The organism is Levilactobacillus tujiorum, assembly GCF_012641185.1.
Lineage (GTDB): Bacteria > Bacillota > Bacilli > Lactobacillales > Lactobacillaceae > Levilactobacillus > Levilactobacillus tujiorum.
On the sequence record NZ_JAAXLK010000002.1, the window covers coordinates 14,652 to 41,630 of the forward strand.

Sequence of the window (26,979 nt, forward strand, 5' to 3'; positions counted from 1 at the left end):
ATTGAAGTCAATGAGCAAAAAGCGCATGAGTGACGAAGAGGCCAAGCGCTGGCGCAAGATTGTCTTCATGGATGATGACCACGATGACAAGCGGTCGCCACGATCCACCCGTTCTTACGTTTACGGAGAGCGCACCGAACGTAAGTCTTGGTGGCATCGACTAAAGGGACGGTTGACCCGTCGCTAATATAAGAAGGACCACACAACCTGAACCTTGCGTCCGGGAGTGTGGCCCTTTTTGGTTTAACGCTCGACTGGCGTTGTAGGCGAAAACTCGGTGACTAGTTTGACGACCACGTTATCGCTATTTCCTATTAATTTGGCAACGGGGCAACGCCGTTCAGCGAGGTCAACCATCGCCGCGGCGGACTCCCGATCAACGCCTGGAATTTTAACTTCCGCGGTTAGGTAGAACTGAAATCCCCGGGTATCGCGGGCCATCTCGACAATTGTATGGACTTGCGAGGTGTGTGGCAGGTCGCGGCGGACTTCAATAGCTTCTAAGGTGGCGTTGAGACACGTACTGAGTGCCAGGCCGATAAATTGCTCGGGATTGGCTCCCGGAGCATCGTTGAGGGGATGGCTGGTCAAAACATCCAAGCCATCAGGAATAAAGGAATGACTTTCTAAACCGCCGTCGTTAACGGCAACGGTTCGGTAAAGTGGTGGGAACTTTTCGCGGTTAATTGCCACGGATAGACACCTTCTTTCATAAGCTTCAACAACTTAAGATTACGCTGTTTTACGGGAAAAAACAATGGTAAGGCAACAAATTGGAAAGGCTTTCTTTTTGGGGTAAACCACTGACCGTTGATATATTAAATCATTGCGATAAGATAAGACCTGACAAGCGAACAACCGCTTGCACAAAGTACCTATACCAATTTGTGAAAATATCAGTATTACTTAACTGGTGTGGGCCCTCACTATTCGTTAAAACCCGCAATTAGTATGGTAAATTACTGAATATTGCCTGTGTAAAAGTTTTGTAATAAATTTCAATAAAGACTAGACCGCTTGCACAAAGATGCTATAATGGAGTCAACAGGCAGTAGAACACTGGCGCTATGTTTGGGGGAAGCCATATGTTAACAGAAGAGCTGTTGAATGAACGTAAGAAGTTTCAGATGATGACGTGGCGGGCGCAAAAGCATGGTGCGCAAATTATTGAGCGCGAAACCATGCAGCAGTTTACGGCAGCAATTGCCCAACAGGAGGCAATTGTGGCGGCCGCCAATCGGCGAGAAGTAACACCGGTTGGTTAGTCTACCGGGGATATTGATTCCCGATTGGGGTAAACGTTACGGGTTAAATGATGTCCTATGGTACGCTATGCGCAAGTAGATAGGGGGCAGCATGATGAAGCATCCAGTAATGTATTATGTCTATTATGCAGGCGGTTGGTTGTTTGTCGGAACGATGGGCGTGGTGATTTATCACATGCTTGTATTGTGGGTGATTGCCAGTCATATCTAAAATAAACGAGACGTGCGCCCTCGGAGGTTACTAGTCCTTGGGCGCACGTCTGACTTTATCGAACCTGAAGACACAAAAAAGCTAGTTACGATTGGACGCAACCAGCAGAATAGAAGTATGTGTACGGCTTCAATGGTGTTAATAATGGCTAAATGTCTAATTAACTCCTCCAACGATTGAAGATCCGTGGCAGGCTCTCACCTGAATATGTAAACCCATTATAACCTGTCGCTTCACTTCTGTAAACCACATTTTTAAAGATTCGCTTAAACTATTAAGGTTAGTAAAACGAGTAACGTCACGAGCGCCGGCATCCCTTGTAGCCATAAAATTTCCTTTTTTGCGGTACAGCTGCCATAAATTGCGACGATGACGATGAATAAGAGCAGTACGGCCGTTGCGACAAGCTGCGCGTGACCGGCCAGTAGCCATTGGAAAATGATCAGACTAAGACCCAGCATCCCATTGTAAATGCCTTGATTTGCGAGGGCAACTTGGGCCTCGGGCCGTCGGACAAAGTCAAGGGACATCCCGAAGGCTTTGGCTTGGGTAGCAGAATTTCCCCACATTTCCAGACTCATGATGCCCAAATGCTCGATTGCCACGACATATATTAATATTGTTAAAATGAGTTGCATGAATGATTCCTTCTCTCTCGTAGTATGATAAAATTAATGGTGTCCAGGGGTCATCGATTAACCATAAAGTTATTGAGACTTTAAGCTAATTTTTAGTTTGGCGTGTAGAATAATAATTAAGTAATATTTGCCAGGGGAGCTCAGACGTTTGGGGAGACATGAGCCGCTTCACATCGACCTTTATGATAAATTTGAATGGAGGAATTATTTATGAGACTCCTAGACTTAAGTGGTCAACAATTCGGCAGACTGACGGTTATTCGCCGAGATGGCACAGCCAAGAATGGTAACGCAACGTGGCTGTGTAAATGTAGCTGTGGCAACCTGGTGACAGTGGATAGTTACCGGTTACGCCATGGTATTACGGTAAGTTGCGGGTGCTATCGGCGCGATATTAGTAAGGCTCGCCTCACCAAGGATCCCCGTACCCGCAAGCAAATTGGGAATGCTACCAACCTCCCATTAGTGAATGGGTCCAACGTTGCCGCACTGACCAAGATTAGCTCCAGAAATATTTCAGGGGTGATCGGCGTCAGTTTTGATAAACGTTCTGGTAAGTGGGCGGCACGTTTATTTTACCATGGACGCTACGTTTTGAATCAAACTTTTAGTGACTTTGATGATGCGGTGGCGGCGCGCCGTCAAGCAGAACAGCAATTAAGTCAGCAAACCAATGTTAAAGTGGAAGAACCTGCCGAAGGCTAATCGGCAGAACACCAGCTAAGGGTTGAAAGAGTGTTTTATCCTATACAGCACGTAGCTTAGTGTGAGAAACAGATAGTGTGGGGCTGTCGCCTTGCCGCTCGTCAAATTTGAGCTGGAACGCTGTGGGGCAGGACGGCTGGAGCCATAGAACGGTCTCCAGCCTCGCTTTGAGCCGAAAAAACACGTCTCAAAGTCGCCATTTACCAAGGAAACCACTTGGCAAATCCCACGGCTGAGCTCAAATTTGACTCGCTCACGGCTACGTAAACGGTGTCGATTCATTATCGAGTTAACTTAGCTGTTCAGGTTAATTTAGAGTTCAAGGACTACCTTTAACTGGAATCTCTGACAGCCGTAGGTGGCGGTTTAGAGGATTCCTTAGTCTACTATCCTTGTCATTCAAGCTCGGACGACAATTTTTATTTTTTCAATCTTTAGTTACCCAGCCAGAATTAGAAGCCAAGCAGCCGTTCCGTAATTTGGAACGGCTTTTTTGGTGGAATGGGGTGAGAATGATTGACGGGAGATTGTGAAGTTGGGTATGCTGGGGATAGTTGAAAAAAGTGAGAGGAAGGTTGACATGGAATATCGTGAAGAAGCAGATACATTGGGGACGGTACGGGTACCGGCAACTGCTTTATGGGGGGCGCAAACGGAACGCAGTCGGCATAACTTTACGACGGGACCGCTGATGCCACTGCCCATGATTCGAGCGTTGCTACAGATTAAACGGGCCGCCGCTACTGCTAATCGTGATCTGGGGGAGTTGCGCGAAGAGAAGGCGCAGCTGATTATTCGTGCAGCCACGGACTTGCTGGCACTGTCAGATGAGCAACTGCGGCCGGACTTTCCCCTGCATGTTTACCAGACAGGATCGGGAACTCAGACCAACATGAATGTTAACGAGGTCATTGCCCACCAAACGGCAACTTACGATCCGACGAGCGGCGTCTTACCCAATGACGATGTCAACCATGGTCAGAGTTCTAATGACGTGTTTCCTACGGCAATGGCCGTCACGGCTAGAGTCGCGGTTCGTCAGTTAGAAGGCGCCGTACAACACCTCATTGATGAGCTAGCGGTAAAACAGGCGGCCTACCAGAATGTCGTTAAGATTGGGCGGACCCACTTGCAAGATGCCACGCCGTTAACGTTTGGTCAAGAGGTCAGTGGTTGGGTCAGCATGTTGGAGCATGACTGGGATTACTTAAAATCTTTAGACGACTCCCTCTTGGAATTGCCAATTGGTGGTACGGCTGTGGGGACGGGGCTAAATGCAGCGCCCGGCTTTGCGTCGCTGGTGGCCGAGCAGCTGAGTAAGGCTTACGATCAACCGTTTACGGCTAAGACCAATAAATTCTTTGGCTTGGCGGCACATTCGGGGTTGAACGTGGTCCACGGCGGCTTGAAAACTTTGGCGAGTGACTTGTTGAAGATTGCCAATGACGTGCGTTTTCTCGCTAGCGGCCCGCGGGCAGGCTATAACGAACTTAACATTCCTGCCAACGAACCAGGCTCATCAATCATGCCGGGCAAGGTTAATCCCACGCAGGCGGAGGCACTGACTATGGCGGCGACGCGCGTGATGGGAAATGACGTGACCCTGACGATCGCCGCTTCGCAAGGCAACTTTGAAATGAACGTCTACAAACCGGTCATTATTGAAACTTTCTTGGAGTCGGTAGATCTGTTGACGGGGACCGTGACGGGCTTTGCGGACAAATTGGTACATGGCTTGACGGTGAACGCCGAGCATATGGCAGAGCTTGTTGACCATTCATTGATGACTGTGACCGCCTTGTCACCTTACATTGGCTACCATGCCAGTGCCGAGATTGCGCAGTTAGCAGAGCGTGAAGATTTGACGCTACGGGAAGCTGCCGTAAAATCGGGAAAGGTCACGGCGGAACAGTTCGATCAGTGGGTTAAGCCGTTGGCAATGACTAATGTCGAACAAATGAGAAAATAGAAAATTTTGGGCCGTAACTCTGGAGAATCGTCTCCGGAGTTGCGGCTTTTTGTGTGGGATTATATTACGGGGGAGAAAAGTGTCATTATTTTGTGTATAATGCAGCTATTAATTGGATTAGAAAAAATGTTACCTTTTGGTGTTGTCATACGTTGATTAAGTGTGGGGAGGAGGGACGCATGCAATTAAAAGAGTACGAGGACCACTTGGCACAATTAACCGTTGATCTAAGGCACTATTTGGTTAGTCGAGGGGCGCGACCGGAAACCGCTGAAGATATTTGCCAAGATGTTTTTATTAAATTGTTGGAAATGGAGCTGGTGTTACCGCTGACTGAGCTGCGCCCCTATGTTTATCGTGTGGCGTGGACGACTTATCTAGATCATTACCGGCGAACGCGTCGGTATCAAGAACTGGTTGAGGCTTATTTACGGCCAGTCGAAGAAGGGACCACGGCGGAACCTGAATGGTCGCTGATTGATCAGGTAGCGGGGGTATCATCGCAAGAGCTTAACCTGTTACGTTTACGTTACGATCGGGATTTACCAATTCGGGAAATAGCGGTCAGATTAGGGGTTAAACCCGCTACCGTTAAAATGCGATTGTTTCGGATTCATCGGAAGTTAGAAAAGAAAATGCGGAGGAATAAAAATGAATGAGGGTAAAGAATTTCGACGACTCGCACGGCGGGTAAAATTTCGCCGGTGGGTACTCACAGGAATGATTGCTATGATTGTGGTGATGGTGGCAATTCCAGTGACCTATAAGTTGACGCAGTTGCGAGCTGCTAAGGTGTCAAATGAAATGATACGAGAAATGGAAACAAGTGATCATTTGATGTCACCCAACATAGCGGTGAGTGATCAACATTTAGGAAATACCTCGGCATTTGGTGGCCAAGTGATTAGCCACAGGTACAAGGAGGTTGAGGGGTATCGGGTGCCCTGGTCTTCGGTCGTTCGCGATTATTCGTGGTTGACGGGGAGCAGTAGCACCCTTAGCAATGCGACTGACCAGAATAAGTCGAGTCTATATGATCGTGAGACGGAACAAAAAATTCCAATGTTTTTCAATCAACAGGCTTCGAGACCCAATTTAAAGGCAACTCATGATCTTGCTAAGATTGGGCAGTCGAAAGGTGCCGTAGCTGAAGTTGCACTAACCTTTAAACAACCGTTAACGTATCGGCAAGTACAGGCAAAGCTACCAGCAGGCCTGCATGCGCAGTGGTATTGGATTGGCGTAAGTGATGATGCAGATCCAACTTCGATGGATAACAACTTATTGGGATTGAGTATCAAGGATATAGGCCTTTCGCACCGTCCGTCAGAAGGGTTGACGCAGAATGATTATCGTAGCTTTTATCAGGGGTTGAAGTATGCAGCCACCCATGCACCAGATATCGCTTTTGATGATTTTAGACCTTACAAATACGGTGGGCAGTACGCGAAACGCTATCCTATTGCTAGTCAAGCCAAATTTGCCGGCGTGATCGTCACGGGTAACAGTGAAGCCTTCCGTCCGCTGGACAAAGCCAACTGGATCTATGCGAGTTCGGCGGGATTCTTTAAGCAGCGCTCAGTAATTAAATGATAAAATAATGAGAACATTCTTGACTTTTCTCTCATCAAAGATTAATGTTGAGGGCAATCACGAATTCCCACGAGGGGGTTACGTGTAATTTTAAGGAGCGAATGTCTATGCCAGAAAAAACTACCGACACATTGCAAACCGCTATTGATCAGGCGCTACAAGCCAATCGACCACGGTTAGCGAAATATTTAAGTATTGAAACGGTCGCTGCCAAACACCTCGGTATCGAGGAAACGGTTAGTGTGATTGAACAAGCCTTTCAAGATTTAGGTGCGGTGGCCACGGTCTGGCGGGACATTCCGGGCAGCAATCCCTTTGTCTTTGCGACACTACCGGCGGGGCCTAATGGCAATGCCGATAAGACCTTGCTGTTCTATAATCATTACGACGTTCAGCCGGCAGAACCACTCGACGAATGGGACAGCGATCCCTTTACGTTGACCGAAAAGAACGGGCAGTACGTGGCGCGGGGCGTTTCTGACGATAAAGGTGAATTAATCGTCCGGTTGTCCGCAGTCAAGGCCTTACAAGCGGCAGGGGGCTTGCCTTGCAACTTAAAGTTTATTCTCGAGGGTGAAGAAGAGGTGGGCAGTCCGCACATTGCCCCGATGACTAAACAACATGCCGCGGATCTTGCTGCGGATGCAGTTGTTTGGGAGACCGGCGGCAAAGATGCCGATGAGAATTTTCAGATCACCTGTGGGGTCAAGGGAATTGTGAGCTTCAATGTGACTACCAAGTCCGCTGAAAGTGACCTACACTCGTCGCTCGCAACCTTTGTGGACAATGCCGTATGGCGGTTAGTTCAAGGCCTAGCCACATTGCGGGGGGCAAAGGGTGAAATTTTGGTCGACGGCTTTTATGAGGGTGTCAGTCCATTGACACCGACCGAACAGGCGGCGATCGACCAATTGCCGTTTAATGAGGCAGCCACCCGTCAGAACTTTGGGTTAAAGCTACCCCTAATTTCAGACAAGCCAGCTGAAGCCCTGATTAATCGCTCAACGATTACGATCAATGGCATTTCCGGCGGGTACGAGGGCGACGGTTTGAAGACGGTGCTCCCCAAGCAGGCGCGGGCTCAGTTAGACTGCCGCTTAGTGCCAGGGCAAGATCCCAAACACATTTCGGAGTTAGTTCAAGCTCAACTGGATAAAAATGGTTTCAGTGATCTCCACGTTTCTTACAATCAAGGCGAACCGGCCTTTCGTTCAGATTTAACGGATGAGTTCGTTCAGACGGCGGTTGCGACGGCCCATGAGGTCTATGGGAATGCCGTGAAATTAGTGCCGAATGCCGGTGGTAGTGGTCCGGAAGCGCCGTTTGCTGAGGCAGTGGGCGCCCCAATCGTTTCGATCGGCTCGACTTGGGCTGGTTCTGGGGCCCATGTGCCGAATGAAAATGTCCGAGTGAAAGATTTCACGCAGGCAACGCGCTATACAGCCCGGTTACTGCAAGCTTTCGGTCAAGCATGACAATCAATCGGCGGCAGATAACGGCGATTGATCTCAAAAAAACTAGCGTTATCGGGCTCATCATTAGTGATGGCTGATAACGCTAGTTTTTGGTTTAAGATTTTTTAGTTGACGACGATGTAGAAGCTGGCAGGCCAGTAAGTTTGGCTAAAGACGCCGATCCCATCGGATTCATTTTGAGCCGCAACGTATTTCCCATTGCCTAAGGAAATCCCGTCATGGTAAGGGGCACTGTCAGAACCCCAGAAGAGGATGGCACCAGCTGGCGCATTGGCAACGTCGTAGTGGTGAGTGCCGAGGGTGGCTTGTTGGTAAGTGGTCCGTGCGCTTAAACCGAAGGCGTACTGAACCAAGCCGGAGCAATCAAAACCACTCATAGAACTACCACCGTAGACGTAAGGAACGCCGCTATTGGCGACGGCTAGAGCTTTAGCAACGGCGCCACCGGTGTTGGCAGTGCTCGTGCTCGTAGCGGTCGAGTTCGTCGTGGCCGTATTTGTCGTGGCCGTTGCGGTTGTGTTTGCCGCGGTGTGGTGATAGCTCGTGTTCTGAGCGGCGGTTGTCGTGGTCGTCGCTGGTTGAGTTGTCGCCTGAGTTGTTTGTGCGGCAGTCGATCCCGTCGTCGTGTTCATGTGGGCGGAAGCTGTGGTGGTGCCGGTAAACAGTAAAGCCGCCGCACCGAGGGTGGTTAATAAAACTTTAGTTGTTGTAGACTTGATAAGTGTCACTCGCAATCTTCTAAGTATTTGGTCGCCAATTAGCTGACCACAAAAGCTAGTATAACGAAGGAAAATTGCGGGGGCGTATCACTTAAATGACAAATAAACATCGGTCAGATGACAGAAAATGTCAGCTGACTAGAACAGTTTATGGGCATAGTTGCTGACAGGGTAATATGGGTGCTGTGGACCGGTATGTTAAATAATCAACAATAGGGTAAACTGTGATATACTTGTGCCAATGAATTAATGTTTTGGTACGATACTTACTTTATAATGAAATTATTTTTAGTATGAGCGACGTCGCTTTTTTCGATCAAGTTAAGTTGATGATGTGAGGAGGAAAGATGATGGTGTGTCGAACGAATTGGAAGATGACAGTCATGCTGGCTGTCAGTCTAGCGGTACTTGGCGTAGGTGGCATGAGTGTGGCGCAAGCCGATACAGCCGCTGAGCCGGCGCAAGTTACCACGGTGCCGGCAACCACGACTCTGAACGAGGCATTACCTGATGGTGGGGACTCCGGAACTGTGAAGGCGGCTATTTTAAAGGCTGCCTCGGATAGAAACCTATCATTTAGCGGGTCCAGTACGCTAGGGGACATTGCGGCTAAAAAATTGATTGTCAAGATTACGGATAATATGGAGTCGTATGAGGCGCTGGAGAAGGTAGCTGGTCTGTTCAATGGACTAGTCGTTAATAATCAAGAAGATTTCACTTCTGCTGAAATGACAGCGATTACACGCACGTTTTTGGCCAATCGGACGTCTGGTACCGAACTGGCAGCGTTGGGTTTTTCTAATGATGGGGTTACCACTAAAGATTTGGGTACACTATTAACGACGATTTCGTCAGCCAATTCAGCGGCAACTATTAAGTACCTGTTGCTTAACCGGAATCCCATTACGGATTTCTCTTCTTGGACAAATTTTAAGCTTTCGGCCACGACTAAAAATAAAATTTACAGTCTAAATGCAGACGTATTAGAGAATCCGGATGGCTCGCCGATTACAGAAGGGATTACGTTGGCACCACGAACAGTCAAAAATGGTCTCATGACAGTCCCCTTCAGCGAGTTTAATGAATTTAAGGATCAATATTTACCGGAAAATGCTGAAAATGATGATCTCTATACCAGCGCGGGAATCCAGGCTTATGATGGTCAAGCTGGCTTGTTTGATCAAGGGGCGACTCTTGATGGTGATGGGACAAATGATGATAGTACGCTTCAAGGTCGTAGCGGTTATCAAATAGTGGACAAGGCACTTCACTCAGAGACGATGCCGTATGATTGGGGGCTATATTGGCTCGAGACTGGTTATGATGAAGACTCAACAAAGAAGGAAATAGATCTTAAAAATGTTGATTTTATTGATGCAACAGCTGGAGCTGGCGGAAAATTCTATTGTCGTGGCGGTTTTGCCTTGCCATATTCAGTCTTTAGGGCAAGCATGGCTGACTTTTTAAGCAAAGGTTATACGTTTACGCATCCTGACGGTCAGAAGAATAAAACACCAAATTTAGGTGATCTCTACATCCTTAATGTGCCGGCTGATGCAAAACAGATTAAATTACGGACTTATAAGCCATCTCTTGATGGTGGGACAACTTATACTCAAATTTACACGATTCCAATCAGACCGGCAGCGACACCCACGGACAATTCACAATCCGAATCAAGCAGCGAGGCGGATTCTGAAACGCCGCCGTTCGTGAAGCCAACGGTTGTTTACGCCACCAAGAAGATTGGCCTCTATCAAAAGCCAGACTTTTCTAAGGCAACACGAGTGCGCTGGTATAACCAGCAACCGCGGACGCGGCGGCCAATGTTTGAAGTGATGGGGGAAGCTAAGTCTACTCACGGAACGCCGCGTTACCTCGTGAAGGATATCGACCCGATGTCTAAGACCTATGGTGAAACTGGCTATATTACCAAGCGGGCTGACTATGTGGGCTCGACCTATTACACGAAGGCGCCAACCAAGGTAACCGTGATCTCACCGAAGGGTATCAATGCCTATCGGCGAGCGTCATTAACTGGTAAGGTGAAGCATTGCCGTCAGGGACAGGTTCTTCCCGTTGTGGGGATCAAACAGCACAACCTAACCACACGCTTCAAACTAAAAGATGGTACCTACGTGACGGCAAACAAAATATTGGTTCATTCCGGGCGACTCCCAATGGTCAAAAAGGTTGTAGCCAAAACCAAGATTAACCGTTACAAAGATGTTAACTTGAAGAAGCGGATAAAGCCCTTCCGTAAAGGAACTAAAGTTGCTGTGCTAGGATACGATTTCAGTGCCAAGGGGACACAGCGTTACCGGGTTGCTGGCGGCTACATTACGGCTAACCCTAAATTGGTTAAGGCAATTAAATAGGTGATTACAGATCGTGATAACAAAGCCAGGCTGACTACGCGTCAACCTGGCTTTATTATCACGAAGATGGATTGCACAACTAGAGATTGAAACTAACCATGCTTGTTCTAAAACTAGGTAACTCTAGTAATTTCTGCGTCTTACGGTCGACTTAGATGGTGTTCTTGGACGGCTACGATAACGATTGTTATAGGCGCTACCAATTGAATCAAAGGCTAAGGGGGGTAAATCGCAATCAGAGCCGGAGGAGGCCAGGGGTGGAGCCAGCCGTGAAAGTGGTGTTAGCTGGCGACTTTTTCAGCCAGCTTACAGCACGGGCGACTTTGAAGACGTTCAAATCGAGCGAGAAGACTGGTGCCCTTCCAGGCTGAAGCGTCCCCACAGCAGGCGGAACCCCTGGCAGCCGGAGTGCGATCAACTTAACGGTTAGAATTTTTGCCCAAAATAAAAAACCCGTTAGTCGCGCAACTAACGGGTTAATCGATGGAGGCGGCGGGGATCGAACCCGCGTCCTAGCATATTGCCAACTTAACGTCTACACGCATAGGCAGACTATTTAAAGTTTCACTGAACAACTTGCCGCCTGTCAGGGCCAACATGCTCAGCTAACCTGATTTTTCTCTTCTACCGTACTTCAGGTGGGAGTCGTTAGCGTAAGTCTGTTAAATTTAGGACCCAGATCTAGACCACAGACAAACCTAGGAGGATCTACGTTAAGCGCCTATTAAGCAGCTAAAGCGTAAGAATTGTTATTATTTTTTGCAGTTATAATAAACTGGACCTTTTAACGTAGATGCCGCTACGGCGCGCAGTCAAGCTTCAACCTATACCAGTCGAATCCAGAACGCCCCCATAAACAATACTCATCTAGTTTAACATACCACTAGGGGAGTGCAAACAATTTTGACTAGGAGAACCTAATTTAAGGAAAAAATCCAGAAATCAGTATAGTATAATGGATAGGTAAGGAACCACATGGCACGGGCTAGCCGACAAAAGTTACAGAATCTTCAAGGTTCCATCATGAAGACTTCTGATTAACCGCGTAGGTTTAGGAAGCGTTAATCCAAACTTTTTGCCGGCTCCGAATACAGTAGCCTTAACCTTGGGAGGTAGCAATGAAGTTATTAATGATTGAAGATAACCATTCAGTTTCACAAATGATGTCGATGTTCTTTAAGAAAGAGCAGTGGGACGCGGACTTTGCCTACGACGGTAATGAAGCCGTTGAAAAGTTTAAGGCCACACCCAATGATTGGGACATGGTGACTTTGGATTTAAACTTGCCCGGAATGGACGGCATGCAAGTCAGCGCCGAGATCCGTAAGCTGTCGCCAACTGTGCCGATTATTATGCTAACGGCACGGGACTCAGAAAGCGATCAGGTATTAGGCTTAGAAATGGGCGCGGATGACTACGTGACCAAGCCGTTCAGCCCGATTACGCTGATCGCACGGATTAAGGCGCTTCACCGGCGCGCCGAATTGGGGCCAGTATCTAAAGGGCCAGAGAAGGCGCCGCTGGATGACACGGAATCCTTTGATGTCGTGACGGAAAACTTTAAGTTAAACACGAAGACGCGGGAAGCCTATCTCAATGGGCAACAGATTCACGATCTCACGCCGAAGGAATTTGATTTATTGAAGACGTTGGCACAGAAGCCGCGGCAAGTATTTTCCCGGGAACAGTTGTTACAACTCGTCTGGGATTACGAATACTATGGTGATGAGCGGACCGTGGATGCGCACATTAAAAAATTACGCCAGAAGATTGAAAAGGTTGGTCCCCAAATTATTCAGACTGTTTGGGGCGTGGGCTACAAATTTGATGATAGTGGAGCAGATCAGCAATGAAACTAATGTACCAACAAATGCTGGGGTTCTTTGCAGCGATTATGATCATTCTGATTATCATGGGCGTCTCGTATTCTCAGATGACGCGGCACATGGTTTACAGTAATACTTGGAACACGTTGGAGAAGTACTCCAACAGTCTTATCGAACAGTCCTTGCGCATCAGCTCTCAGGATGCCCACACGGTTAATTTCGATACCAATTCACTGGAAAGTAGTGAGCAGTTGCTGCAGAACCAGGCGATTAGTACGACGATTTATAGCGCCGACAATAAGGTAGTCTTTCCAGCCAGTGTGTATCAGCAGTCGATCAAGACGGCGGATTGGAAGAAGCTCCAAAATAACCAAATCATTCACAAAGTGGTGGATCGACGGGTTCGTAACAAGAATGGCCGGATTAGTCCAGCGATGACTGAGGTCATGAAGCCCTACTTCTACAACCATAAATTAGTCGCGGTCGTGGTCATGGGAGCGTTCGTCTCGGATATCAATACGAGTGTGAACCAGATCAATCGTAACCTGATTCGCGCGTTACTGGTGTCGATTGTGGTGGCGATTGTCGCCAGTTATATTCTGGCGCGTTACTACACGTCACGAATCAACCGGCTGCGTAAGGCGACCAATCAAGTGGCTAAAGGTAATTATGACGTTGAAATGACCAGTAAGAACCGGGATGAAATTGATGACTTGATTAATGATTTCAACGGCATGGCCCACTCGTTAAAAGATTCGCAAGAGGAGATTCAACGGCAAGAACAGCGACGGCGTGAGTTTATGGCGAACGCTTCACATGAGATGCGCACACCACTGACGACAATTAACGGCTTGCTGGAAGGGATGGCTTACGATGCGATTCCTGAAGAAAGCAAGGAAGAAAGCATTGATCTGATGCGGAGTGAAACCAGTCGGCTCATTCGGTTGGTTAATGAGAATTTAGACTATGAAAAGATTCGGTCAAATCAGATTTCGCTCAATCTTCACGAATTCAATGCGGTAGATGCCCTCCATAATATAGTAGAACAATTGAAACAAAAAGCCGATGATAGCGGTGATTCAATTGAATTGCAGGCGCCTAAGGAGATTCCGGTCTACGCAGATTACGACCGATTTGTCCAGATTATGTTTAACATTACACAAAATGCCATTCAGTTTACACAAAACGGGACGATTACGTTGTCTGCTCAGCGGGGCTACGAAGAAACCGTGGTAAAGGTGGCTGATACGGGGATGGGCATGACGGATGAACAGTTGCAGAATATTTGGGAACGGTACTACAAGGCGGACCCATCGCGTAAGAACACCAAGTATGGAGAATCGGGATTAGGCTTGTCGATCGTTCACCAGCTGGTTCAGCTCCATCACGGTAAGATTAGCGTCACCAGTAAGCAAGATGTGGGGACCACGTTTACGGTGATTTTCCCCGACCAGCACCAGACCAATTCGGAACGCGCTAAGGTTTAAGCTAGCAGGAATGTGCCGATGTTTTCGAGTGATCGCAGGTCAATTGCTGTGTTTATGACGTTCTCGTGATACAATGAGAAGAACCATTAAGGAGGAAACTTTTGAAACGAGTACAAATTACTGGGAAGTCAGTCCGTAAGTTTGAGGATGGCTATCCTATCGTGTCTTTAACAGATTTAGAAAATGCCCAAGACTTTGACAATGGTGCTTGGGTCCAATTAGAAAATCATGGTCACTTTGTTGCCACGGCTTATTTTGCCAAGCAACATCGGGGCATTGGCTATGTCATGAGTCTTCGTGAAAATGAGAGCATTGATGAACGCTTCTTCACTGGCAAGTTCCGTGCGGCGGTTGCCAAACGGGCTGCTTTTGCAGAGAGCCCAGCTTACCGGTTGTTCAATGGTACCGGTGATGGTTTAGGCGGCTTGGTCGTTGATGTTTTCAACGGCGTCTATGTCTTCCGGTGGCAGAACAATGCCCTGAAGCAACAGGCTAAGTTAATCTACGCCGGCTTCGAACGCATTGTGGGCAAGGGCCAAACCGTTGTGGCGGAAACACCTGGTCAGGAACACTTACAGGTTGTGAGTGGCCAACTGGACGCACAGCCTATGCAGGTGTTGGAGAATGGGGTGACGTACCCCGTTGATTTGTCGTTGAGTCGGCAACAATTAGCGCTAGAGTTCCGTGATATTCGGGCTTGGGCCAAGGCGACGAGTCAACAACGCCGGATTCTCAATCTGTATAGTGCTGAGACCGGGCTGGTGACGGCAGCCATGCTCGGGGGCGCGGTCGAAGCAGTGACCGTTGATCCCACTAACCGGGCAACAACAGCTGTTCAGGCCCAATTGGCAGCCAACAACTTCGATCAGGCCGCCGTGGAAATGCGGACGATGGATGTGGCCAATTACTTGGACTATGCGGTTAAGCACGACTTGACTTTCGACACGATCTTTATCAATCCACCGGCCTTTATTCGGGGAAAGAAGCGGGCCTTCACGTTGGAACAAGACCTGCAGGACCTGTTAGAACAGGCCTTGAAGCTGGCTAAGTCAGGCTCACAATTAGTTGTGACGACGACCACGCCTACCTATGGGATGAAGCGGCTGCGTGAGACAATTAGCGCAGCAATTCAAAATTATACCGGTCATGTAACTGTTTCCAATACGTTCCTGTCACCGAATGATTTTCTGACGAATAAGGCTGACCGTCATAGCGAGGCCTTAAAGGGCGTTCAGTTAACTGTTGAATAAATGAAAATATTTTGAAAGAATCAGAAAAAACGTCAGTCGTTGGATTAGACCATTCAACGATTGGCGTTTTTCTGAAGTATTTATAGTTTACATTTAGAACCGAAAACAGTAGACTTACTATTGCTAAATAAAAAACGCTTACACGAAAGTAATTAGAATTGAAACGAGAGTTGAGGTTTACAAATGGGAATTTTACTAGCTTTGATCCCTACGGTTTGCTGGGGAAGTATCGGATTAATCAGTGGAAAATTAGGTGGAACGTCTTACCAACAAACGTTGGGGATGACTGCTGGGGCAGTGCTGTTTGGCCTATTTTCAGTCTTTTATTTTCACACTGCAATTTCCGGAATGGCAATGATTGTTGGTATTGCGTCAGGTCTCTGCTGGTCAGTTGGGCAGTTTGAACAATTCCAATCCATGAAGTTTATTGGTATTTCACGCACAGTTCCCATCTCAACTGGACTTCAGTTAGTCGGTACGGCGTTGGCCGGGGTCTTGCTGTTCCACGAATGGAAGACTACTCGGATGGTGACGATGGGAACCATCGCGGTGATCGTCTTGATTGCTGGGGCCGCCTTGACTTCATTACGGGACTCCCGGGCGCAGTCAACGGGTGCTAGCCGACCGATGCAGGCTGGTAAAGGGGCTACGGCGATTATCATTTCGACGATTGGCTATGTCCTGTACACGGTTATCGTGAATGCTTCTGGGTTGAAAGCCGAAACGGTCATCTTCCCACAATCTTTGGGGATGATCTTAGGGGCCACCATCTTCGTCTTGTTCTCACGGCAAAAGGTCATGCACAAGGCCACGGCCAAGAACATCATGACCGGGATTGTTTGGGGAATTGGGAACTTCTTCATGTTTATGGCAATTCCATCGATTGGTCTAGCTATCAGTTATTCACTGGCCCAATGCGGAATCGTGATTTCAACGTTTGGTAGCATTTGGTTACTGGGTGAAAAGAAGACTGGTCGCGAAATGGTCTACATCACAATTGGCTCATTACTAGTGGTTGTTGGTGGGGTTACGTTAGGTTTAATGAAATAGTTTACATTTGGTTGATAGCTACGGTTATCGACCTTTTTCTTTACAAAAAAGTTTGGACTAGACCATTTACTTTCCAGTGGTTTGCGTTATAATGGACTAGTCAATAACAATAAAAGTGAGGTTTTCTTAATATGGCACATATCGCCTTTGATCTTTCGAAACTTGAACCATTTGTTCATGACAACGAATTAGGAGAAATGCAAGCAATGGTGACGGCGGCAGACGCCGAATTACGCCAAGGTACCGGTGCTGGGAGCGACTTTCGTGACTGGTTAACGTTGCCTAAGGATTATGACAAGGAAGAATTTGCCCGGATCAAGGCAGCCGCCAAAAAGATCCAGTCAGATTCAGAAGTATTAGTTGTGATTGGAATCGGGGGCTCATACCTGGGTGCCAAGATGGCCGTTGACTTCTTGAACGACACGTTCTTTAACTACTTGCCAGCAGAAAAGCGGAACGCACCACAAGTCTTCTTCGCCGGCAACTCTGTCAGTGCGGACTACGTTCATGATCTGATTAACCTGATTGGTGACCGGGACTTCTCTGTCAACGTGATCTCTAAGTCTGGGACGACGACGGAACCGTCAATCGCTTTCCGGATCTTCAAGGATATGCTGATTAAGAAATATGGTGAAGCTGGTGCCAAGGAACGGATCTACGCAACGACTGATAAGGTGCGTGGGGCTTTGAAGACGGAAGCTAACGCAGCGGGCTACGAATCATTCGTTATTCCTGATGGTGTTGGTGGCCGTTACTCCGTATTGAGTGCCGTAGGGTTATTACCAATTGCCGCTTCCGGTGCTAACATTGACGAATTGATGCAAGGGGCTGCGGATGCGCAGGATGCTTACACCAATCCTGACTTAACCAAGAACGAAGCTTATCAATACGCCGCTTTACGGAACATCTTGTACCGTAAGGGCTACACGACAGAATTGCTGGAAAACTACGAACCACGTTTGCAATACTTAGCAGAATGGTGGAAGCAATTGACTGGTGAGTCTGAAGGAAAGGATCAAAAGGGGATTTACCCATCCTCAGCTAACTTCAGTACTGACCTCCACTCCTTAGGGCAATACATCCAAGAAGGTCAACGGACGTTGATGGAAACGGTCGTGATGATCGACAAGCCACGGACCGATGTTGATGTTCCTACTGAAAAGGACGACTTAGATGGTCTGGGTTACTTACAAGGCAAGAACATGGGCTTTGTAAACCAGAAGGCCTTTGAAGGGGTTGTCTTGGCCCACACCGATGGCGGTGTCCCTAACATGAGCGTGCATATCCCAGATACGACGCCTTACACGTTAGGCTACCTGATCTACTTCTTTGAAGTTGCCATTGGTATTTCAGGTTACTTGAACGGGATCAACCCATTCAACCAGCCTGGTGTTGAAGCCTACAAGACGAACATGTTTGCCTTATTAGGTAAGCCTGGGTTTGAAAAATTAGGTAAAGAATTAAACGCACGTCTTTAATTTAAAATAATTTGTGAGAAGCTCTCGGTCCGCTAATGGGCCGGGGGCTTTTTCATGGTTACGGCCGGGCAAAATAGTAGATATGAAAAATAATTTTGCAACGATTTAATTGAGTATGCTAGAATTAACGGCTGAGTTAATTTTAGGCGAAACGTCAGGCTGGCTGAATTAATAGGTTATCGTCAGGTGATAATTAGCATCAACGGCGGGCTACCATCAGGTGAAGATTTGGTTACAGATTGTGGGAACCCCTTGTGATGTGAGAAATGGGCCCGTATAGTTGTAATTGAATGATATTAGAATTTTTATGAACATAGTTGATCGGAGAACTATGATTTTTGTAGGGGAGAGAAGATTAGTGAAGGTTTCAAAAAAGAATTATTGGTTATACACGCTAATTTTTATCGGATTAGTCGTGGGCGTGTATGGGATCTTTATCCTGACCGGCAAGTCATTCATCTGGGAAGGGGATGGCTTGGCACAACACTACCCGGTACTGGAAAAGTTCTACACTTGGTTGCACGGCGGTAGCCTGTCAGGGTGGTCGTGGAATCTAGGGCCAGGTGCAGATAAATTAACCACCTTCTCGTATTATGTATTAGGTGATCCGTTTAGTTATCTAATCTGGTTTTTCCCTAAGCACCATATCGAAATGGGTTATAACTTATTGATCCTATTGCGACTCTATGTGAGTGGCTTAGCCTTTATGCTCTTTGCACGGCAGCGTCATTTTAAACCAGGTAGCCAAATGCTCGGGACACTGACTTATACGTTTACGGGATATTCCTTGTATGTCAGCATTCGGCACCCATTTTTCCTGTTGCCCATGATTTTATTTCCACTGCTGGCTTACGGGATCGACCACATCTACGCGGGGAAGACGTGGTTACCATTAGCGATTTTTACGGGCCTAGCGCTGGTTAGCAACTTTTATTTTGCGTACATACTGGCAATTGGTAGCTTATTTTATGCGGTGCTACGCTATCTGAGCATCCGAGAAACGATTCATCAAAAAGGGTGGCCATTGATCACTAAGCTGGTTGGGGCTGGCTTACTCGGCTTCTTGTTGGCCGGCGTTCTCTTTATCCCATCCTTGATTGGGGTGCTGACGTCAACGCGGGCTACCGGGAATTTTGCTAATGGGTATTTTATCTACCCAATCAGTTATTATTTACGATTACCTAACGCGTTAATTACGACGGGGAATCCCATGCGTTTCTGGGCTAATCTCGGCCTTGCAGGGTTGACCTTCTTGAGCTTGATGTACGTGGTCCGCCATGCACGCCGTTACTTGTGGTTCGATATTGGACTGTTAATCTTAGGTGTCGGTTCGTTGCTGCCAGAAGTGGCGGCAATCATGAATGGTGGTACGACGCCATCGCAACGTTGGCTCCTCTTAGGCTGCTTAGCCTTCAGTTTAGCAGTCATGCACTTCATTGACGCGTTGCCACGGCTTGACCGGAGTGATATTTCGGCGATGATCGCGGGAACCCTGGTCCTCTTAGGCTTGGTGTGGGCAGCAAATGGATTTATTTTCAGCAATCAGACGCATGACTTAGTCGTCTACGGCATCTTGTTGCTGACGTTAGGTGCGATTGCGGTCGGTCACTTTTATCAGTGGTCCCGCCACCGGGTGATTTGGACGTTGTTGGGATTGTTGTGTGTAAACATCATTGCTAACGGGTATGGTTACTTCAGTCCTAACGCTGGTGGGGCAAGCAATCAGTTGCTTCACCGGGGAGTCGCGACGAAGTTCCAGAAGAACTTTTATGACGGTGCTGAAGACTACGTTAAGGCTCAGCCAGGGTTTAAGCGTAGTAGTATCAGCAAGTACTATTACTACAGTAATGACGCGAAGACCAACATGGGGATGAACCTCGGTGCGCATGACATTATGTCTTACTTCTCCATTCAGGATGGGTCTGTCGGGGAATTCAGCGAAGAATTGGCGAACTCACAATTTAAGATGAATAAGCCTATTAATCAGGCAGACAGTCGGACCACCATGAGTAACTTGTTGGGGGTCAACTATATCTTCGCCCGGAGTAATCAGTTGAAGACCCAAGCCTTTCCTTATGGATATGTGCCGGTTAAAAAGAACGGCAAGGTGTTGACCTACAAGGATCGACCAGTTCATGATTTGGGGAACAATTATAATACGGTCATTTTGAAGTCAAAGTACGCTTTACCATTAGCTTACTTGCAAACGAAACAGTTAAGTGCCAAGCAATTTGCCCAATTAAATGGGAGTGACAAAGAACAAGCGCTGACTTACGGCGCCCTGACAGACCAGAAGGTGAAAGGGGTCAAGACGGCGACTTATCGGAGTCATAGCCGGGACTTAGGTTATCAGACTAGAGCTGACAGAAGTACTGTATTGGATAATTTGAAACAAGTAGCCACTTTCCGGAAACAGGGTAATCAAATGGATCCGGCTAAGATTACCACCACGAAGTCTTCCTTGATGCAAACCAACCAAGACCGTGCGGTTCATATTACGGATGATAAGGCCCGGTTGAAGCGTCTTACGGGGCAAAACCGGCAGGCACTTGCGCAAAATAAGCAAACGAATCAGCAGTCGTTGCACAAAATGATTAGTGATAACCAGAATATGCCGGTTACGTACAGACTGCACCTCAACGACCCTAAGCAGGCCAAGGGGACTGAGCTGTATCTAGAGTTGGATGGGATTAAGGCCGACCGCCTTTCCGTTCGTGACAAGTACCAAGCTGCCAAGAACACGAAGGCGTTTGGTAATCAGGCATTCTCTGGGATTGAACGGATTAATCAATTGCGTTCAGGTTTATGGAACCAAAGTGATGGGGCCTATTCAGTGACGGCGACAACGTCCAACAACGTGTCGAGTTTCAATCAGTTAGGCCAAACCAATTTGTCGGATTATCAACCAAAACACCATGTTTTGTTGAATCTGGGATACTCGAACAAGACGCGTCGCAATATTAAGTTGACGTTCCAAGGCGTGAAGAGCTTGTCGTTTAAATCGGCAAAGGTGATCGCCGTTCCATTTGGAAGTCAATATGCTAAGCGGATGACGCACCTGCAACAGCAAGGCTTGCAAGGACTAAACGTGCAAGAGAATCGGGTCACGGGGACGGCGCATGCCGCTCAGACCAGTGTCTTAACGACCTCCATTCCGTATAACTCTGGCTGGAAGTTAACCGTTGATGGGAAGCAACAGCCGATTACGAAGGTCAATGTTGGCTTTGTGGGGGCCCGCTTGACGGCTGGGACCCATAAGATTGTGCTCACGTACCGTACGCCAGGTCAACGCGTGGGAATGTTGATGACCGCGTTGGGAGTCCTAGGCTTGCTGATTGCTGGCAGTTACTACTACTGGTGGTACCGGCGTCGGCGTTAGGCGATGTATGTTATTGAAGAATGATTAATGATAGTTAACGAGTAAGCGAGGGGGTCACCATGCAATTCAGCGTGGTGACCCTCTTTGTTAGTTATAATTGAAAAAATCCCAAATCAAAGTGGAAAACAAGATGAGAAGAAAAGTGACCTCTGCAAATAAATAATGATGGGGTGGTGTCTGACGTTTTCCCATCATACGCGTGACCTGTTCTGCTGGGTGGCTGAAGGCTGATGGGTGATAAAGTATCCGAGTATGGCTAACATGGTGAGTAAGGTTCCTCCTGATTAGGCTCAAACGGTAGCTTTATCATAAATGAAACAACAGTGAAAGACAAGAAGTTTGTCTATTTAATTATTAATGGTATATAACGATAATTATAACAAGGACTACGCTGCCACCATATAGGCTAGGAGGCGACTGCGTTGGCGCTAGTGAGTACCGTGAATTTCTCAATGATAAACTGCCGGCGGGCATTATAGTGGCCATAAATCGCCACACGAGAGCCACTGGTAGCTTGGTATAAGAAGTTTAGGCCGTGCTGATGGATCAGACAGTTTAGCTCCTCATCGGTCGTTGTACGCAGTTTGACATAGAGTAGTAGGGGATTTAGCTTCAATACTTTAGGATCGGACAGCAACGTTCCGTTGATAGCTAAGTGGCTCATAGTTAATCACCTCAAAATTGATTATACGAACGAGCGTTCGATTCGTCAAGTGGGTTGTCTCTAGTATAAATTTAGGCGGGGAGTCATGGTTAGTTGTGACTTAGCGACTACTACTCACAATGCTGGGCTAGGGGGCAAGGTCAATAGAATGGAGTAGGTGACTTAAAATGGGCGCTTCAGGAATGGTTAGATCAGGTATGATAAAATAAACTTGGAGGTTTAGCATGTTTGTCTGAATGATCTATAGGGGCATTTGTTGGCAAATGGTACAGATACCGGCGCACCCACTCAAACTAGGAGTAGTGCACTGGCTGAGTTAAATAAAATTTTTGTTGGGCGAGAGCAGAGGGCTTATTTGATAAGCAGTTATCGCGTGATGTTAGGAGACTTTTGAATGGCTAAAAATGAATATACTGAAGCCCGTGCCAAGGCTAATAAAAAGTGGAATGATCATCATAAAGAACGTACCCGCTACTTGAATGCACGCTCTAGTGCCCGCAGTTTTATCCGCAAAAAGGCAACGTTAGACGATTTACAGGAGCTGGAACAATTAATTGCAGATCGGCGTACAGAACTAAAAGAGGAGTAAAGCGACGACCGACCATCCATTCAGTTGAGGGATGGTTTTTATTTGCGCTCAGTAGCGTTACACTAGTGGTGTTCGATACATAGGTAGGGGGAAATAACATGATAAAATTGAAATGTAGATATGTCACTGCGCTGATGCTGTTGAGTGCAGCGATTGGTGTTGGAAGTGCTGTGGGAACGGAGACCACGGCCAATGCATCGAGTAAATACTTAAACTTGGGACAGTCGGGGTATGTGCGCACTAAAAGAGCAATGTACGTGGGCATTTATCAGAAACACGGTAATACGTATAAACCACTGTTGAAGAAGAAAGGGGCACTGCTGCGAGTGGCAGCGATACAACAAGCTTCTAGTCGTGGCGCAGTTAAAGTTTCATTCACTTCTGGAGCGGTGCACTATAGTCGGCTAAGTAAGCTCAGATTTACGACTAGACCGACGATTCCATTGACCAAGGCCAACTTTAAGAACGTTAAATTAAAGGCCCCAATTCGGGGAACGGTCTTACGAGCAGGTAAGGGATTCAAGCGGGATAGTCAGTTTAACTATGGGAATAGCTCGGCGTTCTATCTCACCTTGGATAACTATCTTCAATACTATAGTAAGGCGGCTATGACGAAGTATGACCCCATGGGTGAGATGGTGATTGATGGTGGTCACACTATGGATAATTTCAAGCCCACCGCATCAATCAAGATGACCAAGACCACGGTTAAGGGCAATACGACCACTGTTCAATATCGTCACTACATTAAGGGAATCCCTGGGAAAAAACTAGGTGCTCATAAGTATCAGATTAAGATAACCAATCGTCATACACTTGGCGGAAGAAATTTCGGTGAGGAAGATCGCGGTAGTTGGACAAATTACACGGTCAATGGCAAGCCCTATTTTGCTGGTATGATCTACACTGACTAAGAGATTAAGAGAAGACTGCCCGTCGTGGGTGGCCTTTTTTTGGTACCGCGAGCATTTGGCGCTCAGCGATAGATATTTACACAACAGCTATGAATAAGAAAAGGACGATTCAGATGCCAGTCATTTAGATTGCTAGTTGCTGCAGATCTGGTGGGGAAGTCGTCTGGTTATGTGAATGTCTTTCAATGGTTATCCACAGAAGATAATGCAAAATCCAAGTTGTCGGTTATGGCTAGCAAGCTTAGCAACCGAAAAACCACGCGGTATTGTGCTTTTAATTTACGATTGGTGGCGTATACTGTGAGGCGCAAATTCATTAGGGGTTAGCGGGGGAGCATTATGTTCAATTGCAGATTTAGCTTTCTTTATAAGAAATCGTTTTATGTATTCGTAGCGGTGTACACGCTTGAGATTATGTTTTCGTTGTTCATATACTCTCATTTAAAAAGTGCGATCCCTGTGCATATAGGAATTGGTAGCGTCGACTCATTGACTGATGCTAAATATACTATTTTTTTACTGCCAATAGTCTGTGTCGTAGCAAGTTATGCATTAAAATCAGAAGCTATTGATAGTAGATATGGTGAGGGGAGCCCAACTGACAATATCTTAAAAATCCTATTTTTCTTACTACAAGTGTTGTTGGTTGTGGGATCTGTTTATTATTTTTATATTGTATACAGATATTACACCGTGTAAAAACTGTTAACAAAACTGCCTGTTACCTCGCGTGTGACGTTACTGAAATGGTAGTTTTTGACCTGAATCTTAATGAAAATGGACGACGATTAGTGGTAAATTAGAGCAGTGAAAAAGGCCGTAATCACAGTATTTTTGATAACTCGTGATTACAGCTGATAGCAAATGAGGAAAAAATGAGCCAACTCAGGAACTTGCCAGCTATTTAGATTCTTAGTTGATGTAGAGCTGTGTTTGGTAAGAGAATTGCCTGAAAAAGTGGCTACGTTTTTGGCTACACTTTGATGAAAAAAACGGGGGTTATCCACAAGTATCCATATAAAGTCTAATGCACTAAAAAAGCCGCTAACTCAACGTTTGCACGTCTGATTAGCGACTACCGAAATGATTCAATTGGGTATACTGGGCTCGAACCAGTAAATTACGGATTCAGAGTCCGCTGCCTTACCAATTTGGCGAATACCCAATAAGGCTTGTTGCTGAAACAACTATTTAATAGTAACTTGTTTGGATATTAGTGTCAACCGATTTTTCTGAAAAAGTTGGTAAAACTGTATGAATTCCCAATTGAATGTAATTTTATGCAGAGAAGGATTGACAATTATCTGAGAATAGCGTACATTAGTACTTGCCTAGTTAATGACATTGCCCGCTGGTCAAACTGGTTTAAGACGTCGCCCTCTCAAGGCGGAGTTACGGGTTCGAGCCCCGTGCGGGTGATAAGTGGAAATGTTTGATAAAAGAAACGAGCTATGAATGCTGTTCTATCAGCGTTTATAGCTCGTTTCTTTTTGGCTTAGTTTATGCAATAACCGTATTCCGACCATTACTTGCCTAGCTTGACAGAATCAGTGGCGCTTCTGATGAAACCAGAGGCCCCCAGTCGTGATGAGCAGGGCTAAACCAGCAAGGGTCAGGATAAGACCATCTGACTTGTGCTCACCGGTTTGTGGGAGCGTGTTGCCAGCATCGTAGTGTGCATGTGCAGCGGGCTTGGTAGTCCCTGGGGCTGGCGCAGCGTTACCGGCGTTGCTTGCCGTGGCAGATCCTGCGGCGTGGTTCATAGTGTTGGCCGGTCCTGTGATGGAACCACCAGCGCCACCGGTCGAAGCGTGATGGCTACTGCCCGATCCAGGTGTTGCCAGTGGCTTCACAGGCTTCACTGGTTTAACAGGCTTAGTGGGCTTGACTGGCTTGATCGGTTTCGTCGGCTTCGGTGGTTTAACCGAAGGCGTCGGCGTTGGGACAATTGGAACCTCAGGACTCGGTGGCGTCGTTGTCCCTGGATTTTCAGGATTACTCGTTCCTGGTTTTTCCGGTTCCGTTGGTGGCGTTACGCCTGGATTCTCAGGTTCTTCGGGGTTCTCATCTTCAGGATTCTCGGGCTCCGTTGGACCTAGGGACGTGCCCCCCGTATCCTCTTTAACATCCGAGGCTGTGATGTTGACGGTAGCTGTGTCGTCAGCCTTGATTTCAAATGGAATGGGTGTCTGGCTCAACTCATAGCCAGCTGGGGCCTTAGTTTCGACGAATTGATACTTACCAGCTGCTAGTCCGCTGTAGGTAATGATCCCTTCGGCATTGGTGGTGAGGTCAGCCTTGATGACCTTGCCAGTTGCATCCTGTAAGTCGTAGACGGCGCCCGCCAGCGCCTTAGCAGTGGCCTTGTCAGTTTTGGTTAGGGTCACAGCTCCAGTAGCTTGTTCAGTTCCACTGTTATTATTGTTATTGTTGTCGCCATTGCCGGTACCGCTACCGCCCCAGACGATTCGTGAATTGACAGTTTGGCCGTTCAAGATCGCGCTGTTCTTCCAAGTGCCACCAGTTCCGGAAACATCTGGCTTGGTATGGTAGGTGACATTAACGGCGGTCGTGACATCGTCAAAACTAAGGATGATGGTATTTCCGGCTGCATCAACTGACGGTGTGATACTTCCGCCATCAGCGGTAAAGTTTCCATTATTATCGAATTCCCCGGTCTGAGCGTGAACGCTACCGGGGACAAAGGTTTGTCCGGGCCCCAGGTTATCGGTAATGACCGTCTGACCAAGGTTGGTGCCATTAGGGTTAAACGCAATATTCCAGGTTAACAGGGTGGGCTCGCCGGCTGCATTACGTCCGGCCACCCAACCGATTTTATTAATTCCCCAGTCTACGCCAACGTCTTCTTTGTCTGCACTACCCTTGACGTAGAATTGAAGCTCACCACGCCGGTTAGTTGCCGGACTAGCGAGGGCATCGTTGAAGGTGATGACGCCAGTATTTTCACCCTCTGTAATCGTAAACGTCCCGATCTTTTGCCCATTATCGTCGTAGAGTGGGAAGGTAATATCGCGTCGTCCAACGGCACTGTGAGGGAACGTGACGGTGGCGGTGTCGCCGTTTTGAATAGAGACACCGTCCGGAATACTCCATTTGTAGTCGACCGTATAGTTATCCCATTTGCCCAAGTCGCTCCCATTAGGAATGACCTTACCGTTAGAATCCGTAATAATTGCATCGTTTTCACCCAGACCGGAGATCTCGATGTTTCTGGCGTGAGCAGTGATTTCACCAGCACCAATCCCCCCGATAAGACAGACAACAATAGCGATCAGGATGCAAACGATGATGTGTGATTTTCTTTTTCGCATCGTAGTTAATTCTCCTCCAATCGTCTATTATCCCAACAACTAGCAAGCGCGCTCAGT

The 26,979-nt window shown here is 47.2% G+C and carries 21 protein-coding genes, 2 tRNA genes and 1 other RNA gene; 17 read left to right on the forward strand and 7 right to left on the reverse strand.

Going from position 1 to position 26,979, the window contains the following annotated elements; genetic code table 11:
- Window positions 1-10: 10 nt before the first annotated feature.
- On the forward strand, window positions 11-187 hold the full coding sequence (locus HF569_RS00925; RefSeq protein WP_168900997.1) for a hypothetical protein: 177 nt from the start codon (window positions 11-13) through the stop codon (window positions 185-187).
- Window positions 188-243: 56 nt separating this feature from the next.
- Here HF569_RS00925 and HF569_RS00930 read toward each other — a convergent pair whose 3' ends face one another.
- Complete coding sequence (locus tag HF569_RS00930; RefSeq protein ID WP_168900998.1) at window positions 244-693, reverse strand: OsmC family protein; 450 nt, start codon at window positions 691-693, stop codon at window positions 244-246.
- A gap of 392 nt (window positions 694-1,085) precedes the next feature.
- Here HF569_RS00930 and HF569_RS00935 point away from each other — a divergent pair, with 392 nt between their 5' ends.
- Window positions 1,086-1,265, forward strand: coding sequence for a hypothetical protein (locus HF569_RS00935; RefSeq protein ID WP_168850642.1), 180 nt, complete (start codon window positions 1,086-1,088; stop codon window positions 1,263-1,265).
- Between the two features lie 477 nt (window positions 1,266-1,742).
- On the opposite strand, the gene HF569_RS00940 is transcribed toward HF569_RS00935, so the two are convergent.
- Window positions 1,743-2,114 (reverse strand): DUF1304 domain-containing protein, encoded by a 372-nt coding sequence (locus HF569_RS00940; RefSeq protein WP_168849562.1) that lies wholly within the window; start codon window positions 2,112-2,114, stop codon window positions 1,743-1,745.
- A 210-nt stretch (window positions 2,115-2,324) separates the two neighbouring features.
- Here HF569_RS00940 and HF569_RS00945 point away from each other — a divergent pair, with 210 nt between their 5' ends.
- From HF569_RS00945 to HF569_RS00965, 5 genes are all read left to right on the forward strand, one after another.
- A complete protein-coding gene (locus tag HF569_RS00945) occupies window positions 2,325-2,819 on the forward strand; it encodes an alcohol dehydrogenase (protein ID WP_168849561.1) in 495 nt (164 codons plus the stop codon).
- A gap of 580 nt (window positions 2,820-3,399) precedes the next feature.
- Entirely contained in the window at window positions 3,400-4,788 is a 1,389-nt protein-coding gene (locus tag HF569_RS00950; protein WP_168900999.1) for a class II fumarate hydratase, read from the forward strand.
- A gap of 179 nt (window positions 4,789-4,967) precedes the next feature.
- The gene (locus HF569_RS00955; RefSeq protein WP_168901000.1) at window positions 4,968-5,447 is read left to right on the forward strand and encodes an RNA polymerase sigma factor; all 480 of its coding nucleotides are present in this window, start codon (window positions 4,968-4,970) and stop codon (window positions 5,445-5,447) included.
- Complete coding sequence (locus HF569_RS00960) at window positions 5,440-6,381, forward strand: anti sigma factor C-terminal domain-containing protein (protein ID WP_168901001.1); 942 nt, start codon at window positions 5,440-5,442, stop codon at window positions 6,379-6,381. The genes HF569_RS00955 and HF569_RS00960 overlap by 8 nt, the downstream gene beginning before the upstream one ends.
- Before the next feature lie 107 nt (window positions 6,382-6,488).
- Entirely contained in the window at window positions 6,489-7,856 is a 1,368-nt protein-coding gene (locus HF569_RS00965; RefSeq protein ID WP_168901002.1) for a M20/M25/M40 family metallo-hydrolase, read from the forward strand.
- 104 nt (window positions 7,857-7,960) lie between these two features.
- Here the strand turns inward: HF569_RS00965 and HF569_RS12485 are convergent, their stop codons facing one another.
- On the reverse strand, window positions 7,961-8,584 hold the full coding sequence (locus HF569_RS12485; protein ID WP_168901003.1) for a C40 family peptidase: 624 nt from the start codon (window positions 8,582-8,584) through the stop codon (window positions 7,961-7,963).
- A gap of 341 nt (window positions 8,585-8,925) precedes the next feature.
- Here HF569_RS12485 and HF569_RS00975 point away from each other — a divergent pair, with 341 nt between their 5' ends.
- Entirely contained in the window at window positions 8,926-10,953 is a 2,028-nt protein-coding gene (locus HF569_RS00975) for a DUF5776 domain-containing protein (protein WP_168901004.1), read from the forward strand.
- A gap of 481 nt (window positions 10,954-11,434) precedes the next feature.
- Here the strand turns inward: HF569_RS00975 and ssrA are convergent.
- Window positions 11,435-11,805: a transfer-messenger RNA gene (ssrA, locus tag HF569_RS00980) on the reverse strand.
- 266 nt (window positions 11,806-12,071) lie between these two features.
- Between ssrA and HF569_RS00985 the strand changes: the two genes are divergently transcribed.
- From HF569_RS00985 to HF569_RS01010, 6 genes are all read left to right on the forward strand, one after another.
- The gene (locus HF569_RS00985; protein ID WP_168849554.1) at window positions 12,072-12,806 is read left to right on the forward strand and encodes a response regulator transcription factor; all 735 of its coding nucleotides are present in this window, start codon (window positions 12,072-12,074) and stop codon (window positions 12,804-12,806) included.
- Window positions 12,803-14,266, forward strand: coding sequence for a sensor histidine kinase (locus tag HF569_RS00990; RefSeq protein ID WP_168901005.1), 1,464 nt, complete (start codon window positions 12,803-12,805; stop codon window positions 14,264-14,266). The genes HF569_RS00985 and HF569_RS00990 overlap by 4 nt, the downstream gene beginning before the upstream one ends.
- Window positions 14,267-14,367: 101 nt before the next feature.
- Entirely contained in the window at window positions 14,368-15,516 is a 1,149-nt protein-coding gene (locus HF569_RS00995; RefSeq protein WP_168901006.1) for a class I SAM-dependent methyltransferase, read from the forward strand.
- A 183-nt stretch (window positions 15,517-15,699) separates the two neighbouring features.
- Window positions 15,700-16,566, forward strand: coding sequence for a GRP family sugar transporter (locus HF569_RS01000; protein WP_168901007.1), 867 nt, complete (start codon window positions 15,700-15,702; stop codon window positions 16,564-16,566).
- A gap of 131 nt (window positions 16,567-16,697) precedes the next feature.
- A complete protein-coding gene (locus HF569_RS01005) occupies window positions 16,698-18,044 on the forward strand; it encodes a glucose-6-phosphate isomerase (RefSeq protein WP_168901008.1) in 1,347 nt (448 codons plus the stop codon).
- A gap of 358 nt (window positions 18,045-18,402) precedes the next feature.
- Window positions 18,403-21,423, forward strand: coding sequence for a YfhO family protein (locus HF569_RS01010; protein WP_168901009.1), 3,021 nt, complete (start codon window positions 18,403-18,405; stop codon window positions 21,421-21,423).
- A gap of 406 nt (window positions 21,424-21,829) precedes the next feature.
- On the opposite strand, the gene HF569_RS01015 is transcribed toward HF569_RS01010, so the two are convergent.
- Window positions 21,830-22,087 carry a hypothetical protein gene (locus tag HF569_RS01015; protein WP_168901010.1) on the reverse strand — a complete coding sequence of 86 codons (258 nt, stop codon included), beginning with the start codon at window positions 22,085-22,087 and terminating at the stop codon, window positions 21,830-21,832.
- Between the two features lie 394 nt (window positions 22,088-22,481).
- Between HF569_RS01015 and HF569_RS01020 the strand changes: the two genes are divergently transcribed.
- Entirely contained in the window at window positions 22,482-22,676 is a 195-nt protein-coding gene (locus HF569_RS01020) for a hypothetical protein (protein ID WP_168901011.1), read from the forward strand.
- A gap of 98 nt (window positions 22,677-22,774) precedes the next feature.
- Window positions 22,775-23,590, forward strand: a complete 816-nt coding sequence (locus HF569_RS01025) for a hypothetical protein (RefSeq protein ID WP_168901012.1) — start codon at window positions 22,775-22,777, stop codon at window positions 23,588-23,590.
- A 1,092-nt stretch (window positions 23,591-24,682) separates the two neighbouring features.
- On the opposite strand, the gene HF569_RS01030 is transcribed toward HF569_RS01025, so the two are convergent.
- Window positions 24,683-24,755: transfer RNA gene (locus HF569_RS01030), tRNA-Gln, on the reverse strand.
- A 180-nt stretch (window positions 24,756-24,935) separates the two neighbouring features.
- On the opposite strand from HF569_RS01030, the gene HF569_RS01035 reads away from it, so the two are divergent.
- Window positions 24,936-25,009, forward strand: a tRNA-Glu gene (locus HF569_RS01035).
- Between the two features lie 128 nt (window positions 25,010-25,137).
- Here HF569_RS01035 and HF569_RS12490 read toward each other — a convergent pair.
- Window positions 25,138-26,922: a SpaA isopeptide-forming pilin-related protein gene (locus HF569_RS12490; RefSeq protein WP_168901013.1), complete on the reverse strand. Its 1,785-nt coding sequence runs from the start codon at window positions 26,920-26,922 to the stop codon at window positions 25,138-25,140.
- Window positions 26,923-26,979: the final 57 nt, after the last annotated feature.